Consider the following 16,852-nt stretch of genomic DNA (forward strand, 5'->3'; position numbering starts at 1 on the left):
TTTTACCTTTCGTTTTTATATTTTCGATTATTTTGGCTTTCGGATGGAAAGGAAACGGAGGAGCTTCTGACTTACAAATATATGTTGTATTCGGTTTTTCTGGTGTATCCTTTATTTATTTTTGCATCCTTTATTTTTTCTAAGGAATTTAAAGCAAACATCCTGCTGAAAGGCCTTATTGGACTTTTGCTTCTTTCAGGACCGGTGCTCTATTTTTACACTTTCGATCTGTTTGAACAAAAAGAACTTTTTTACGGATATGTGATTACATTAGTTCAGTGCCTGATTCAATCATTCAAGGTAAAGGACGAGGAAATGATTGCACGAATTGCCAGTGTTTTTGCGGTAAAGCTGTTGCTGTGGTTTGTAGTTTTACTGTTGTCCATGCTTTCGCTTAAATTGTATTCTGACAGGGATATCCTGATGCATATGCTGTTTGGTGGCTTCTATTATTTCTGTGTTGGAATTCTTGATATTTTGATTGTTCGATATAGGTTTCTTACCGAGAAGTAGCCGGATTCTAATAAAAAGACACCATTTTAAATACAAATGGTGTCTTACTTGAAATATATTAAAATTGTAATTTTTGCTAATTTTTATCTATTCATTCTGTTTGATTTGCGGGTTATTATTAATCTCTTTATTCGGTATTTGGAATCTGAATTTATCCGGTGTCAGGTTAAATCTTCCAAAAGTATGGTTCGTTCCGGTATATACTCTTTCTAAAGGAGTGTTGAGTCTTTTCATATCAAACCAAGCGTAGCCTTCGCCCCAAAGTTCAATTCTTTTTTGCAAGATGATTTCATTAATCAGCTCATTTCCTGTTTTTGAAGATAGGGTATAGGCCTTATCTCTTTTGGAGGCAATTTCAAATAATACCTGTCTGGCTTCTGCCTCTCTTCCTTGTCTTGCAAGGGCTTCCGCTTGTACATAATATAAAGAAGAGGCTCTGATATAAATATAATCACCCTCAAAAAGACTAGGGTCCTTAAACTTCCAGCTCACATAGGCAGGATAGTTTTTGGTCTTTCCATTAAAGGTGTATTTGGCTCCCTGGCTTCCGTTGAATACCTTTTTACGGTAATCTGTTTCCGGAATGGCTTCATACAGACGCTTATCTATCAGTTTATAGATTTGGGCAGCTCCGGCATATCCTTCATTGGTATTATCAAACATTGAGAAGAAAGAAGCATAATAATTTCCAATACTCATCGTGGAAATCGTATTATGGAACCCCCAAATAACCTCAGGATTATTGATGGTGGAAAATCCTGTAGATGTGTACTCATTTTCTGTCATCAGAGCAACACCCTGTTTACTTTCTTCGGCATACTTTCCTGCTTTAGTATAGTCTCCGGTCTGTAGAAATACCTCAGAAGCAATGGCCTTGGCAGTTCTCTGGTCTATCTGGGCTCTGGATTGGCGTGCAAAACTGTCCAGCAGTATTATAGATTCTTCTATGTCTTTAGTGATTTGTCCGTATACTTCAGATACTGTTGATCTTGGAAGTCCCTGATTAGGATTGCTGCTTGTAAGGACAAGAGGTACTCCCGGTTCCGACTGGTGTCCTTTATAATCATTGGCGTAAAAACGAACGAGATAAAAGTAGGAATAGGCTCTTAAGGCAAGGAGTTGTCCTTTAATGGCTCTATTTTTAGTACTATTATCATTCTTTAAATCATCAAGAAGCTTATTAATTACAAATATCCTTGCATAAAAAGTGGTCCAAACGATCTCTGAGGCAGAATTGCTGGCATTGGTGGCGTCATAATTATAGAACATTCCCAAATGCTGGTTTTTAGCTTGTATCACATCATTAGACATCAGGTCTGCACCTGCTTTTATAGCCATAATTCCAAAGTCAGAATGAAGAGTTGTACCTCCAGCTCCGTTGCTTCGAAGATCCAGGTAGATCCCGCCCAGAATTTTTTCTGGTTTAGATTGATCATCATTCAGCTGTTCACCGGAAATATCACTTTCCGGTAAAGTATTCAGATCATTGGCACAGCTGTTGGTAAGGAGGCCAATACCTATGGCTGCTATAAAGTATTTTATTGTTTTCATAATTTCTTTTTAAAATGTTAGTTTAAACCCAAGAGAAACACTTGATAAGAGAGCGTATTTATATGGATCAGATACCCCTGTTAAGGAAGCTCTTGGATCATATCCCTTTCTTTTAGACCATAGATAAAGATTGTTTCCTGTCAAATAAATCTTTAATCCTGATAAGCCTGCCTGTTGAGCAAAACCATCAGGAAGCTGATATCCTAATGTAACATCCTGAAGACTGATATAATCCGATTTTATCAGATAAAGTGTTGAGTTTTCGTTTTGGCTAGTAGAAGTCAGGTCAACACGTGGCAAGGCTGCATTTGGATTTTCCGGAGTCCAGGTTTTATCCAGATCAGTTGTGTAATTAGAACCGTAAGTATTAGAATGGAATAAGCTTCTGTAAATATCATCATAGCCATATCCGCCAAACTGGTAGGCAAAATTAACGGCCAGACTGAATCTCTTGTAGGTAATATCCGTTCCAAATCCACCATATACCTTTGGAATTGCTGATTTTCCTGTATTATAATCGGTTGCTTCCTTGTAATTATTGGTAATGGTTTTCTCTGCCTGTTGAGTAGTCGGATTGATGGAAGTACGATACCATAAAGCGTCTCCATTCTCAGGATTTACCCCTGCAAACTCTTTTAAGTAATAGGTATATCTGTCCCCACCCTCAGCTAAGATGAATAACCCTGTTACAAGCCCTGTGTTTCTTTGTTCAGCAGGAAGCTTTGTGATTTTGTTTTTATAATGAGTGGCATTGGCATACACATTCCATTGAAGTTGTTCTGTATGCACCAAATCTACATTAATGTTAGCCTGAACTCCTCTGTTGGTCATGTCCCCGATATTCCCATACTTCACATAAGAACCCGCATTGGATATAGGCAAAGGAAGCGTATAGATCATATCTGATACTTTTCTCTCAAAATAATCAGCATTTAAGTTGATTCTGTTGTTTAAAAGAGAGAGTTCAAAACCGGCGTTCAGGTTCTTGGAGGTTTCCCATTTTAAGTCTTTATTTCCTTGTTTTTTTAGAGATAGAACAGGTTTGTCATCTCCAAAATTGTTGATTCCGTAGATGTCCTGATAAGCATAGTAATCCCTTGTGGTACTGTCCAGAAGAATGTTGTCATTTCCCTGCTGGCCATAAGAAGCCTTTAATTTTAAGTTGCTAATGATACTGTTGTCTCTAAGGAAGTCCTCTTTAGTAACGTTCCATGCCAGACCCAATCCATAAAAATTACCCCATCTGCTTTCCGGAGAAAAAACAGAAGAACCATCCCTACGAATATTAGCATTAAAGAAATACTTCCCATCATAATTATAAAGTAACCTTGAGAAATATCCTTCTACAGCATATTCATAACCGCTTCCTGACAAGTCTGTGATCTTTACGGCATTATCAAAGGACAATGAGTTAGGTAATAAAAGCTGCTGTTTTGTTCCAGAGAATCCCTCGCTTTTTATCTTGTTTAATTCGTGACCGATAAGGATATTAAAGTTGTGCTTATCCAGTTTCTTTTGATAGGTAAGCAATTGTTGGTGATTCAATGTATACTTAAATATAGATCCCTTAGAAATAGTTCCTCCTACAGATGAAGAAGTTCCACCCTCCGTATTTCCAAACCGAAGATCTTTTAAGTTTTCAAGGTATGCCCCAAAATTATAAGTGAAATCCAGTCCCTTAATAATTTCATAGTTTACCCCCAGATTGATATTGGCAATATTGCTGGTAGTTTGAGATTTATCCTTTTGTAGATTTCCTACAGGGTTTTCAAAAACGGCATATGATCTTGTAGATCCATTGGGACCTTGTCCGTCTCCATAATCGTATAATGGATTTCCGCCAGCATCATATACCGTTTGATAATTGTCATTTCTAAGGAAAACAGGATAAAAAGGAGATATATTTCGGGCAAACTGGAACGGGTTAGAAAAACCACTTGTTTCTCCAAAATTCTGCTGGCTGTAGGTATATGATAGAGCACTGGTTAGCTTCAGCTTTGGAGTGATCGTATAGTCCAGATTAGATCTTATCCCAAATCTTTCAAATCCGGAAGAAATAAGATAACCTTTATCATCCAGATAATTAAGTGATGTATAGGATTTTAGCTGATCACTACTGGCATTAATTCCCAAGGTAGCTTCTCGCCTTAATGCAGGCTTAAAAAGTAACTTCTTCCAGTTATCCTGATACAATAGCTGAGCATCAGGATTAAAGGATCCGTCCTGTCTTATTAACTTGCTAAAAGGAACATTGTATGCGTTGTATCCCAGGCCGTTTAGCGCTTTAAGTCCCTCTTCATGAGGGGTATTGACTGATGGAGTTGCTCCTGGTTGGGTTAACCTTGCAACCTCTCCAATTCTTGCTCTGTTATAATATGCAGTATAATAATCCTGAGGTGAAGTATACACCGAATAATCCTCGATGGACCTGAAATTGACTCCAGTTTTCACATCTGCTTCAATATGCAGTCCTTTGCTTTTACCTCTTTTGGTGTTTACAATGATGACTCCATTGGCCCCTCTGGAACCGTATAATGCATTGGAAGAAGCATCTTCAAGAAAGGAAATACTCTCAATATCAGAGGAAGAAATACTGTTCAGATCCCCGTTGTAAGGAATACCGTCCAAAACAATTAAAGGATCACTGGAAGCATTGATGGAACCAATTCCTCTCATTCTTATCGTAGGCTGGGAGCCGGGCTGTCCAGATGAAATTACCTGTACACCGGCAACCTTACCTCCAATGCCCTGAAGAACATTCCCATTTTGAAGATTAGACAGATCCTTTGTCTTTAAAGACTGTACCGATCCTGTTATCTCTTCCTTTTTCTGCTTTCCAAAGGCTACCACCACCACTTCCTTGATGGAGGTCTCCTGAGAAAGACTGTCTTTTTTTTGTGCAAAGCCATATTCTGCGAATAAGAGCACGGCCAATACACCAAGTTTGCATTGTTTTTTTCTCATTATATTAATCTTAGGTTTAAAAAATTGAATGTGTGTATTACTATTTATCTTCCCAATTAGGAAAATAGATCCCCAGCCTCCTTTTTCAGGGAGGTGCTAGAAAGAAAATGTTAAAATAGAGGAGATGTACCCGGATTAAATAGGCCTTGAGCTTATCGGGCTTTAATTCCTACAATAATGTGCATATTTCTTTTGGGATTTATGGCATCATCATTTTACACATCATAGATCCAAAACACATGTCCTTAGAATTGATATTGTGTTTTGAAAGACCATTTTCTGTACAACATTGAGATTGAACAGACGCTTTAGCCACGATAGTGTATAGGTAAGAATTAAAGTCATTCTTATTCATGAGAATAGAGTTTATTTTTTTTAACTGGGTCAAAATTATTTATTTATTCGGGAACCCCTGCAAATAGGGAATATGAGAAATATCATATAAGTCTACTAATTTAGTAGGGTAATTAAAAAAACAAAACCTTTTGCTAATTTTTGTTAAGATAATTTATTGATTGTCAGTGTTTTGTTTTGTGCATTGGAAATGTTCATGAAATTTCAAAAACTTTGATTTTAACACATGAATAAAAATTAACAACATTAGTCTATTGATTTTATAGACTTTTTGCGTATTTTGTAGCCCAATAAATTGTAAGGGAGCTTGATCCCGCTATCCACTCATACTCCTCACGCCCATGTGAAAAGTCGCTGCTTGTTGCGGGGTAACCGCTACTATCGGGGCTAGGAGAAACCAGTGGATTGCAAATGATATTGTTATTACATGTTATTTGTTTTTCAGGTTGAAATTCTTTTACAAAAAAAAATAATTATATATTTTTGAATAGCTGTATTTACAAAGCCTTTTGTCAAATGCAAGCTCAATACTATTATGAAAAAATACTTTACCTATATTATACTATTTGGGTTTCCTTTGTTAGGGGCTCAAAATAGATCAATTGAAAATTCCGGTTATCAACAGAACTGGACGTTATTAGAGAAAGAAAATGAAGCCATGGCTTTTGATGCCGATATAAAATTATCTGATGCTGAAATAATATTGGATAAAAAACTATTTCAGCTAAGAAATGACTTCCTTGATGAAACGAAAAAGAAAAAAGTACCAATATATAACCGTTCTTTTAATGAAATAAAGCCATTAATAGAAGACAGTAAACTATTTAGTCTCTTTCAAACCATGCCGAAAGGCGGTCTTTTGCATACCCATAGCGGAGGTCTGGCAGATGCCAAATGGGTGATTGAAGCAGCAAGAAAATACAAAGAATGTTATGTTTATGATCAGGAAGATACTAAAGAATTTATCTTTGGTCAGATGGCTTTTTTTGAAAATGGAAAAGTTCCAAAAGGATTTGTAAATCTTAATCAGAAACTCACTTCAAACCCTAAGTTTGAAAAGGAATTAACAGACCTTCTTATCCTAAAACGGGATAACCTGTGTTCCTATACAGATTATTGGATAGAGTTTGAGAAACGTTTTCAAAGAATTAATCTGCTTTTACCTTACCGTCCCTTTTTCAAAGAATACTATTTAAAAGGCTTTCAGGATCTGGCAAAGGATAAAGTGCAGCATGTAGAAATCAGATATATTTTTGAAGAGCTCTACGATTTTCAGCATGGAAAATATCCTTTAAAAACTTCAATCACAGACTTACAGGATCTTGTTAAAGAAATGCACAAGTCGAACCCTGAGTTTAGCCTGAAGTTAATCTACTCAAGCTTTAAGTTTTTCGATAACGAAAGAATTGAAAAAGAACTGGAAGCAGCTTTCAAACTCAAGAAAGAGTTTCCGGATATGATCTCAGGTTTTGACCTAGTTGCAGATGAGGCTGCAGGAAAGAGCATTAATTTCTTTCAGGGCAATTGGGTAAAACTCAATGAACTCAATAAAAAATATGGGGTAGAACTGCCGCTTTTTCTTCATGCAGGTGAAAGTAACTCTGTCTTTAATAAAAACGTTCTGGATATTGCATTGCTGAACAACCAGAGAATTGGACATGGTCTCAATCTGATTTATTTTCCAAAAACAATGGAACTGATCAAAAAGCAGGATAAACTGGTTGAGGTAAGTCCAATCAGTAATCAGATTTTAGGATATGTGAGCGATTTGAGAAATCACCCTGCCAGAGTTTTAATGAGCAATGGGGTACAATGTTCCATTAATAGCGATGACCCGTCTGTGTATGGGTACGATGGCCTTAGCTATGATTTTTGGGTCGCTTTTGTATACTGGGAACTGGATGTAAAAGCCCTGAAAAAACTGGTCTTCAATTCCATTAATTATTCTTCTTTGAATAAGAATGAAAAGAAGAATGCTGTAGAGCATTTGAATAAGCAATGGAACGATTTTATCCAGCAAGCCAATAAGAAATTAAATTAATATTAGAAACCTGGGTATTTTGATGATAAGAAAGTTATTGTGATAATACCAGATATACCTATACAAAATAAGGTGAGTTATTAAACTCACCTTATTTTGTATCTGCAAACTTTACAATATTAGTTTTCTTTATTTGAATGGTGCTTAATTTTTTATTCTTTGCAAATTCAAATCCTGAAAATCGAAACTAAAGTCTATATTGGGAGAAATTCCCTTCATTTTTATGCTTTGTGCTTTTCCATTTTCATCTAAATTAAACATGGCAAAGGCATCACAGTTCATATCTTTATAATCCCATTTAATGGCAAAGGTATTTGCTTTATAAAAACTCATGGGACCATTGAGTTTTGGTGAACGATAGGATTTAAACCACAGTTGATTTCCTTTTAAGAAGACTTCAATTTTCCCAAACCATTTATCTTCATACAATCCAATTAAATCCTCGTTTTTTATGGTTGTGTTTTTTGCTTTGCTTGCCGTTTCCCAAACTTTTTTAGTTACATCATCTCCGGATTCTTTTTGAGACTTAAAATAAGCGGCATACTTATCTACCCAGCCAAAATCATTAAGACCCAAATAACTGTCAATAATGGTTTGGCTAACCGAAGAGAAAACCCCGGAACCTCCATTTTCTGTATTGGTAAGAATAACAATCCCCAAATTTAAATCAGGGATCATGGTAACAATAGAAAGCATTCCGGGTAGCCCGCCGGTGTGAGAAACACTTAGATTTCCTTTCATATCAGATAAATTCCAGCCTAAACCATACCCATTGAAATGCTGGTTATATCTTGGGTTGGGATTAATTTGATCAACGGTATGGATGGTCCACATTTCGTTCTGTCTTTCTTTGGTAAAAAGCTGCTTGTCTAAACCGGAACCATATTTCCCTTTGTTTAGCTGAACAAGCATCCACTTGGACATGTCATCAACATTGGAGACTATTCCTCCGGCAGCACCATTTACCATGGCTCCATATAAAGATATTTTTTTAATACTACCAGATTCTGAGGAATGCGGAGAAGCCATTAAATTAATATCTTTTACCTGGCTTATGGAACTGAAAGAATTTTGCATTTGTAGTGGTTCCATAATACGTTTTTGGATAAAAGCTTCCCAGCTCATCCCACTTACTCTTGCAATGACTTCACCCGCCACCAGATACAATTGATTGTCATAATTAAATTGGGTCCGGAAGCCGGAAACAGGTGCGAAATATTGAAAAGACTTTATTACATCCTTAATGGTAAAGTCTGTACCATCAGGAAACATCATTAAGTCCCCAGCTCCTAAACCAAGCCCACTACGGTGACACAATAAATCTTCTATCGTAAAGTTTTCTGTAACATAGTCATTGTACATTTTAAATTCAGGGATGTATTTTTTGACATGATCATCCCAGGAAAGTTTTCCTTCATCTACTAAAATGGATAAAGCAGCCGTTGTAAAAGCCTTGCTGTTGGAGGCAATTTCAAAGTTTGTATGCTCATCAATGAGTGATTTTGTGTCTATTGATTTTACACCATAGCCTTTTTTATGAATAACTTTCCCATCCTTTACAATGGCTACGGCTGCCCCTGCAACATGGAATTTTTCTATTGCATTGCCCACAAGGACATCGACTTCTTTAGAGGTTATTTGACCGGATAAATTACTGCTTGCAAATAATGTGGTAATGGTAATAATGAATAGAGACAATTTTATTTTTGTCATAATGGAATATTTTTCATGGTTTTTATTTGCCACTAAACCTCACGATTTGAGACAGGTGGATATTAGCAAAATCAAAGCTATCGATTAATAATCTAACTTCAAAATACTAAACCAACTTTAAATTATGCATAAGAATCAAGTGAAAGCAAGAGGTAAAAGGATTATTCTTATGGACCTCAATATAGAATTGATGTTATTTATTAGTAAAAAATTATATCAGTTTTAAACTGGATAAAAGATATATTAAAAAATATTGTTGCTTTTTGGTACTTACTTTCTCTGTTGATGAGCTTTTAAAAAGTTTATTTCCGAAAACAGAGATTCAGTTACAACTTACCTTAATTAAGATACTCTGATTGTTTCTATTCTTCTGAACTTTGTCATACCAAATAACAGAATATAGATATTGGCAAAAAAAAATAATTAATATGCAAACAATATTAGGAGCTAATGGACAGATTGGCGAAGAGCTGGCAAGAGAACTAAAAAGAAATTTTACTTCAGATATTCGGATTGTCAGTAGAAGTGCAAAAAAAGTAAATGATACCGATGAGGCATTCTCTGCAGATTTGTCTATCCGTGAAAAAGCTATTGAAGCGGTAAAAGGTAGTAATATTGCCTACTTTACATTAGGGCTTCCAATTAGTTCGGACCTTTGGGAGAAACAGTTTCCGCTTATTCTTCGTAATGTAATTGATGCCTGTAAAATCAACGGAACAAAGCTTGTTTTCTTTGATAATACCTATATGTATCCACAGGATGACAGCGTTTTGACAGAAAAAACACCATTTGCTCCTGTAGGCAGAAAAGGTAGAGTAAGACGAAAGATGGCAGAGATGGTTTTGAAAGAAATAAAGTCTGGGGAATTAGAAGCGGTTATTTGCCGTGCCCCTGAATTCTATGGTCCCGGAAAAACCCAGAGTATCACCAATACATTGGTTTTTGACAATATCAAAGAAAGTAAAAAACTAAAAGTCCCTTTAAGTGCCTATAAAAAGAGAAGTTTAATTTGGACCCCTGATGCAAGCCGCGCAACAGCATTGATAGGAAATACACCTGATGCATTTGGACAAACCTGGCATCTTCCTGTAGACAAAAGTCATTCTACTTATCAGGAGTTCATCAGAATAGCTTCCGGAATTTATGGTAAAGACCTGCAGTACTCTGCAATTTCAAAATTCTTATTTAAAATAGGTTCATTATTTAATCCAAAAGTAAAAGAATTACTGGAGCTGCTTCCAAGATATGAGCACGACAGTATATTTGATGACTCAAAATTCAGAAACAGGTTTCCGGAGTTTCAGGTGACCACCTATAAACAGGGAATCAGTGAGATTAAAAATGAACAGCTTTTAAGGAAAAAATAAAATCAGTAACTTAGAGATGCATAAATTCGCAAATGAATATATGAAAACTCCGGAGAAAATCTCGTCAATTAGTGCAATGCATCAGTTTTTAGGATTGAAAAAACCATTAAATCCATTAATCAGTGTGTTCAATTTTGATGAGGTAAAGCTGAAGCCGGAAACTATTCTCAGAGCAGTCACTACAGACTTTTATGTAGTAACCTTAAAGAAAGACTGTGCCGGAGGAAAATGCAGGTATGGGCAGCAATATTATGATTTTGATGAAGGTATTATGTATTTCATTGCTCCTCATCAGGTTTTGCAGTTTGAAGATATACTCCTGGACGAGGTTAAAGGTTTTGTTTTAGTAGTACATCCCGACTTTTTTCATGGTTATCCTTTGGCTTCAAAGGTTAAAGACTATGGCTTTTTTTCCTATACAGCAAATGAAGCATTATACCTTTCAGAAAAGGAAGAAAAATCTATCATGGATATTATTGACAATGTAGAGCAGGAAATAGAAGCCAATATGGATTCCTTTACACAGGATCTGCTGGTATCTAACCTTGATCTGTTACTGAAATACTGTGACCGTTTTTATCACCGTCAGTTTTTGACCAGAAAAAAAGTTAACAACGACTTGCTGTCAAAACTGGAAACCTTACTCAATAATTACTTCAGGAATGATGAGCTGATTCTCAACGGTATCCCTACCGTTCATTTTATTGCTGAACAGTTGAGTCTGAGCGCAAATTATCTGAGTGATATGCTTCGGTTACAAACAGGGCATACTACACAGCAGCATATCCAAAACAAATTGATCGAAAAGGCAAAAGAATTGTTGTCCACTACTGAAATGTCAGTGTCTGAAATTGCCTACCAGTTAGGATTCGAGCATCCACAATCCTTTCACCGTTTATTTAAAAACCGTACATCAATTTCTCCTCTGGAATTCAGGGCATCATTTAATTAATTGAATGTTTTGGAAATATTTGGAATTCAGAGATTAGTTTATAGTTTTTTTTAACTCAGTTGTTTTAAATTTATTATTTATTTCGAATATTAATAAAATTACTATTATTTTTTATTAAGTATTTGATGTTTAATGAGAAAAATATACTTTTGTAGCTAATAACATAAAATCGCAACTGATGATATTGTTATTACAAAAAACTAAAACTAAAAACAAAACCTGAAAACTAATTAAACCATGAAAATGAGCCCAACTATACGGTATCTACTAATTCGTAACCATTAATTGTTTCCAACAATTTGAAACAACAGTAAGTTCTCCAAATTTTTTTAGAGCAAAGAGTCGTATTTAGCTAATAGGGCTAATTTGATTATTCCCTCAAATCAGATGGAAACAATATCTAGTCATGAAAACTTGGCAGGTATTCTCCCGATCGATTTGGAAAAAAAATGCGAGAAAGAGTACTGTTTTATCAGTTATGATGCGATCCTATTTTATCAACAAAAATAATGTCAAGATCAACGTTCATTCATTGATTAAGGCTTTTGTTTTTGTATGAGTTCATTTAAAAAAAATTCCAAAAATATTATTAAACCAATCAATTTTTATAAGATTATGACAAAAAAACTACTAATCATTGCCTTTGCAGGCTTATCGAGTACTATGGCTTTTGCAGCCGATTTATATGTTAGAAATGGTGGAACGGGCGGAGCTTATTCTACGGTAAGTGCAGCCATCACAGCGGCTTCAGAAGGAGATCGTATTATCATTCAACCCAAAACAAATGGGGACCCTTATATAGAAAACCTGACGATCAATAAGTCGCTGACTTTTGTTTCAGAAACTAATTATAATAGATATTTCATTAAAGGAACCATTACCATCAATCCGGCTGTGGGGAGAGTGGTAACCATCAGTAATCTGACCTCTGGGAATTATACTATCAACGATATCACGGCTAGCGGACCTACGTCTGGAGGAAGAACAACCATCAATCTTTTGAACTGTGATTTGAATAATGTTTATACTAACCAAATCAATACTACCACCAATATTTCAGGTTGTACAGTTAGAGGAAGTATTAATTTTACCCATGGAAGAGTTACTGCTAACAAAGCACAGTTTATTGCCGTTTATGCTCTTGCTGTAGATACCAGCCCAGCCACATCTGACGTTGAGATTTATGGTAACGCTGTTGATAATGTGTTATCATACACCCAAACAAGTTATGGTTTCAAAATTTATAATAATTTTTGCTCTCGTATCTCCGTTCATGGGATTAAAGCAGGCAGTTTTAACGAAATTATTAACAATACCATTTATGACCCTAATATTGGTGATGTGGCTCCTTTGTACATTAGTTTAAATAGTAATACAATTACCGGAAATATTGCCATTATGAATAATGCTGTTTCTTTTGCGGTAGGTCAAACCAATGCTTGTATTCAAAACAACAGTACGAATGCGACTGTGACAGCCAGCTACAATGTATTTACCAATTCGTTTGTAACACAAGGTAATATGACCCAAAGCAACAATTCAGGATCAGTAAATATGAACTTCGATAATGTAGCATATACAGTAACCGGAATGAATGCAAATGCCGGAAATCCTGACATAAAATACACAGACTTAGATTTAACAAGAAACGATGCAGGACATTATGGAGGCTCTAACAGCTGGGCTAATTATTGGCCTGCAAATGTTGGTAATAAACCACAGATAAACTACTTAGTAACTCCAAGATCTATTAACGGTGGTACTTTGAATATTAACGGATCCGGTTTTTCTAAGTAATACTAAATGATATAACAATATGAAGAATTATATCTATAGTATCATTGCTTTGCTTATGGTCATATTGTGCCCTGCACAAGTGCTCGTAAGCCAGGCTGAATATTTCTGGGATGCCGATCCTGGAGCCGGAAACGGTATTCCTGTATTGGCCACTGATGGAAATTTCAACAGTGCATTTGAACAACTCACCAAAACAGGGATCGCCACACCGGGTAACGGCTTGCATAAATTCTCCATCCGTATTAAGGACAATACGGGAGTTTGGGGACCTGTTTTTACCAATGTTATTGATGTTCAGCAAAACCAGAGCTCTACGCTAATTGCTCTTGCACAAGCCGAATATTTCTGGGATGCCGATCCTGGAGCTGGAAACGGAACTTCTGTATTGGCCACTGATGGGAACTTCAATAGTGTTTTCGAACAACTCACCAAAACAGACATTGTTACACCAGGTAATGGTTTGCACAAATTCTCTGTCCGTATCAAAGACAATACGGGTGTTTGGGGACCAGTTTTTACCAATGTTATTAATGTTCAGCAAAACCAGACCTCTACGCTACTGGCACTTTCACAGGCCGAATATTTTTGGGATACCGATCCTGGAGCAGGAAATGGTACTCCGGTATTGGCTGCTGATGGGAACTTTGACAGTTCTTTCGAGCAACTGACCAAAACAGGAATTGCTTCGCCATCTAGTGGCTTACACGTCTTTAATATCCGTATCAAAGACAATGCAGGGGTATGGGGACCTGTTTTTAGAAATGTGATTAATGTAGAAACTCCAACTCCTGCAGGATGTTGGCAGAGTCTTAGTGTAGGAAATGGGTTTTCCGCAGGAATAAAAGCAGATGGAACCTTATGGATTTGGGGTAGCAATGATTCTGGACAAATAGGAAACGGAACTACAATTGATAGAAATACACCGATCCTAATAGGAACGGCAACAGATTGGAAAAGCGTTAGTATTGGCTTTAGCCACACTATAGCACTAAAAACAGATGGTACATTATGGGGCTGGGGTAGAAATGATTATGGGCAACTGGGAGATGGAACTACAATAGACAGAAAAGTACCTACCCAAATAGGAACTGCATCAGATTGGAAAAGTACCCATGTTTCATTCAATCAGACGTTTGCTATAAAAGCAGATGGAACACTCTGGAGTTGGGGATATAATTATTACGGGCAACTAGGTGATGGGACTACTACTAATAAGCTTGTGCCAGCTCAAATAGGAACAGCTACTAATTGGAAAAGTATAGAACCAGGTTCGCTGCATACTTTTGCTCTCAAAACAGATGGAACACTTTGGGGATGGGGATATAATTATTATGGCCAATTAGGAGATGGAACTCAAGTCAGTAGATTGTCTCCAGTTCAAATCGGAACAGCAACGGATTGGAAAAGTGCTGCTGCTGGTGGTTATCACTCAATCGCACTAAAAGCAAATGGGGCATTATGGGCTTGGGGAAGTAATGCTTTTGGTAATTTAGGTGACGGAACTATCATTAATAAAAGTTTACCTATACAAATAGGAACGGAAACAAACTGGAACAATATATCTGCTGGAAACGGTGTTACATTCGCCACAAAAACAAATGGAACATTATGGTCATGGGGTAACAATTCCAAAGGGTTATTAGGTAATGGTACAACTGGAAGTATTAATACTACGCTACCTACACAAGTAGGATCATCATCAGACAATATGCAGAGTTTTGTGGGGGAGAATCATGTTCTTGTAAAGACTATTGATGGATATTTAAAAGTTTGTGGAGAAAATTATTTTGGACAGCTAGGTAATGGTGCTAATAATAATATAAATTCTTTTATTTCTATTGCTTGTCCTACAATTTGCGCTCTTCCAACACAATTTTCAACAACAAATGTTACTTCAAAAACGGCTACTCTTAGCTGGACAGGATCAACTGGAGCTCCTAGTGGAGGCTATTCGTATCTTTATAGCACAAACTCAGTTCTTGGAGGTATAGAAGGAGTTACTTCTGCTGCTACAACCAATTTGACAAATTTATTACCGAACACTACATACTATTGGTGGGTAGCATCTAATTGTGGATCTGGTCAGGTTAATTGGATACCAGCAGGTTCCTTTACTACACTTCCTACAACTGAAACTGGTTGTTGGGAAACTGTGAGTGTTGGTAACTATCATTCGATAGGAATCAAAACAGACGGGACGCTATGGACTTGGGGTAAAAATGGTGCTGGACAGTTAGGAGATGGAACTACAATTACGAGAACTACTCCAACACAACTAGGAACCGGGAAAAATTGGGTAAAAATAGCAGCCGGATACGCACACACTGTAGCCATTAAAGCTGACGGAACACTATGGAGTTGGGGATATAATGCAAGTGCGCAGGTGGGCGATGGAACCACAATTTCAAAAAATATTCCAACACAAATAGGAACAGCAACTGATTGGGCAAATATTGCTGCTGGGGATCATTATACAGTAGCTCTAAAGTCAAATGGAACACTTTGGGCTTGGGGACTTAATATAGATGGTCAGCTAGGAGATGGAACAAAAATAAACAAAACTATCCCCATACAAATTGGAACAGCAAATGATTGGAAAACCATAGCTGCTGTTGTAAATCATACCATAGCCACTAAAACCGATGGAACACTGTGGACGTGGGGAAGTAATACGAATGGACAACTTGGAAATGGAACTAAAACGGAAAAACTTATTCCAACAAAAGTCGGAACAGCTACAAATTGGAAAAATGCTTCCGGTGGAGTTTCTCATACTATTGCCATCAAAACCGATGGTACACTTTGGACTTGGGGGGATAATTCCTCTGGACAATTAGGCGATGGAACTACAACGGATAAATTGAATCCAACACAAATCGGAACCGCTACAGATTGGCAGAGTGTGAAAGGGGACTATTATGGCTCTTCCACAGGAATCAAAACAGATGGGACTCTTTGGAGTTGGGGATATAATACCTATGGCCACCTAGGTGATGGTACAAAAGTTCCAAAAAATAGTCCTACAAAAATAGGAACATCTACTGATAGAAAAATTGTTGCAGCAAATGCGTTTAACACACTTGTAATAAGTACCAATGGATTTTTATCGGGCTGTGGTTTTAATGATTACGGTCAGATAGGAGATGGAATAACTGTTAATAGAACAATTTTTGTACCTGTTGGTTGCCCTACGAGTGATGTTTTAAGAGTCGATGATGTTTCAACACAGTCGGATCAGCTGAAAGTGTATCCAAATCCGGTACAGAATGACTTAACGGTTTCTTTTGATCAAAAGATTCTTTCGGTAACAGTTTACAATGCCGCAGGGCAGTTAGTACTTACAAAAGCGATCAATAATATTAAAGGAACGATTGATGTTTCTCCTTTACCATCAGGAGTTTATTTGGTAAAAGTAAATGCTGCCAATGACTTCGTGAAAACGGTAAAAGTGATTAAGCGATAAGCATTAAATTTTTAATACAATAGCTAAGATCTCTTGAAATTTGAAATCTTTCAAAATAGCGCCACTTATTCTTTAAGTGGCGCTATTCTTTAATATTCTATTTTTTACATTTTAAAATACCATTATCCGGTATTTAT

General features: G+C 36.6%; 10 protein-coding genes. 6 read left to right on the forward strand and 4 right to left on the reverse strand.

The window, feature by feature from the left end; all coding sequences use genetic code 11:
* Window positions 1-81: 81 nt before the first annotated feature.
* Window positions 82-513: a hypothetical protein gene (locus SCA31_RS18365; protein WP_410698484.1), complete on the forward strand. Its 432-nt coding sequence runs from the start codon at window positions 82-84 to the stop codon at window positions 511-513.
* 87 nt (window positions 514-600) lie between these two features.
* Here SCA31_RS18365 and SCA31_RS18370 read toward each other — a convergent pair whose 3' ends face one another.
* From SCA31_RS18370 to SCA31_RS18380, 3 genes are all read right to left on the reverse strand, one after another.
* Window positions 601-2,064, reverse strand: coding sequence for a RagB/SusD family nutrient uptake outer membrane protein (locus SCA31_RS18370; RefSeq protein WP_410698485.1), 1,464 nt, complete (start codon window positions 2,062-2,064; stop codon window positions 601-603).
* A gap of 9 nt (window positions 2,065-2,073) precedes the next feature.
* Window positions 2,074-5,028 carry a SusC/RagA family TonB-linked outer membrane protein gene (locus SCA31_RS18375; RefSeq protein WP_410698486.1) on the reverse strand — a complete coding sequence of 985 codons (2,955 nt, stop codon included), beginning with the start codon at window positions 5,026-5,028 and terminating at the stop codon, window positions 2,074-2,076.
* Window positions 5,029-5,227: 199 nt separating this feature from the next.
* A complete protein-coding gene (locus SCA31_RS18380) occupies window positions 5,228-5,383 on the reverse strand; it encodes a hypothetical protein (RefSeq protein WP_410698487.1) in 156 nt (51 codons plus the stop codon).
* Between the two features lie 534 nt (window positions 5,384-5,917).
* Between SCA31_RS18380 and SCA31_RS18385 the strand changes: the two genes are divergently transcribed.
* Window positions 5,918-7,423, forward strand: coding sequence for an adenosine kinase (locus SCA31_RS18385; protein WP_410698488.1), 1,506 nt, complete (start codon window positions 5,918-5,920; stop codon window positions 7,421-7,423).
* Between the two features lie 144 nt (window positions 7,424-7,567).
* On the opposite strand, the gene SCA31_RS18390 is transcribed toward SCA31_RS18385, so the two are convergent.
* The gene (locus tag SCA31_RS18390) at window positions 7,568-9,136 is read right to left on the reverse strand and encodes a serine hydrolase (RefSeq protein ID WP_410698489.1); all 1,569 of its coding nucleotides are present in this window, start codon (window positions 9,134-9,136) and stop codon (window positions 7,568-7,570) included.
* Between the two features lie 428 nt (window positions 9,137-9,564).
* Here SCA31_RS18390 and SCA31_RS18395 point away from each other — a divergent pair, with 428 nt between their 5' ends.
* The 4 genes from SCA31_RS18395 (at window position 9,565) to SCA31_RS18410 (ending at window position 16,715) form a co-directional block, all read left to right on the forward strand.
* Window positions 9,565-10,503 carry an NAD-dependent epimerase/dehydratase family protein gene (locus SCA31_RS18395; RefSeq protein ID WP_410698490.1) on the forward strand — a complete coding sequence of 313 codons (939 nt, stop codon included), beginning with the start codon at window positions 9,565-9,567 and terminating at the stop codon, window positions 10,501-10,503.
* A 40-nt stretch (window positions 10,504-10,543) separates the two neighbouring features.
* A complete protein-coding gene (locus tag SCA31_RS18400) occupies window positions 10,544-11,455 on the forward strand; it encodes a helix-turn-helix domain-containing protein (RefSeq protein ID WP_410698491.1) in 912 nt (303 codons plus the stop codon).
* A gap of 615 nt (window positions 11,456-12,070) precedes the next feature.
* Window positions 12,071-13,252, forward strand: coding sequence for a hypothetical protein (locus tag SCA31_RS18405; RefSeq protein WP_410698492.1), 1,182 nt, complete (start codon window positions 12,071-12,073; stop codon window positions 13,250-13,252).
* Between the two features lie 19 nt (window positions 13,253-13,271).
* Entirely contained in the window at window positions 13,272-16,715 is a 3,444-nt protein-coding gene (locus SCA31_RS18410) for a T9SS type A sorting domain-containing protein (RefSeq protein ID WP_410698493.1), read from the forward strand.
* Window positions 16,716-16,852: the final 137 nt, after the last annotated feature.

It is taken from the genome of Chryseobacterium sp. SIMBA_028 (assembly GCF_046535285.1).
GTDB lineage: Bacteria > Bacteroidota > Bacteroidia > Flavobacteriales > Weeksellaceae > Chryseobacterium.

Bases quoted from the DNA above. Each gene is read 5' to 3' on its own strand.
- SCA31_RS18410 (WP_410698493.1), top strand. From the start codon at position 13,272: ATGAAGAATTATATCTATAGTATCATTGCTTTGCTTATGGTCATATTG.
- SCA31_RS18395 (WP_410698490.1), top strand. From the start codon at position 9,565: ATGCAAACAATATTAGGAGCTAATGGACAGATTGGCGAAGAGCTGGCA.
- SCA31_RS18365 (WP_410698484.1), top strand. From the start codon at position 82: ATGTTGTATTCGGTTTTTCTGGTGTATCCTTTATTTATTTTTGCATCC.
- SCA31_RS18405 (WP_410698492.1), top strand. From the start codon at position 12,071: ATGACAAAAAAACTACTAATCATTGCCTTTGCAGGCTTATCGAGTACT.
- SCA31_RS18390 (WP_410698489.1), bottom strand. From the start codon at position 9,136: ATGACAAAAATAAAATTGTCTCTATTCATTATTACCATTACCACATTA.
- SCA31_RS18380 (WP_410698487.1), bottom strand. From the start codon at position 5,383: ATGAATAAGAATGACTTTAATTCTTACCTATACACTATCGTGGCTAAA.
- SCA31_RS18385 (WP_410698488.1), top strand. From the start codon at position 5,918: ATGAAAAAATACTTTACCTATATTATACTATTTGGGTTTCCTTTGTTA.
- SCA31_RS18400 (WP_410698491.1), top strand. From the start codon at position 10,544: ATGAAAACTCCGGAGAAAATCTCGTCAATTAGTGCAATGCATCAGTTT.
- SCA31_RS18370 (WP_410698485.1), bottom strand. From the start codon at position 2,064: ATGAAAACAATAAAATACTTTATAGCAGCCATAGGTATTGGCCTCCTT.
- SCA31_RS18375 (WP_410698486.1), bottom strand. From the start codon at position 5,028: ATGAGAAAAAAACAATGCAAACTTGGTGTATTGGCCGTGCTCTTATTC.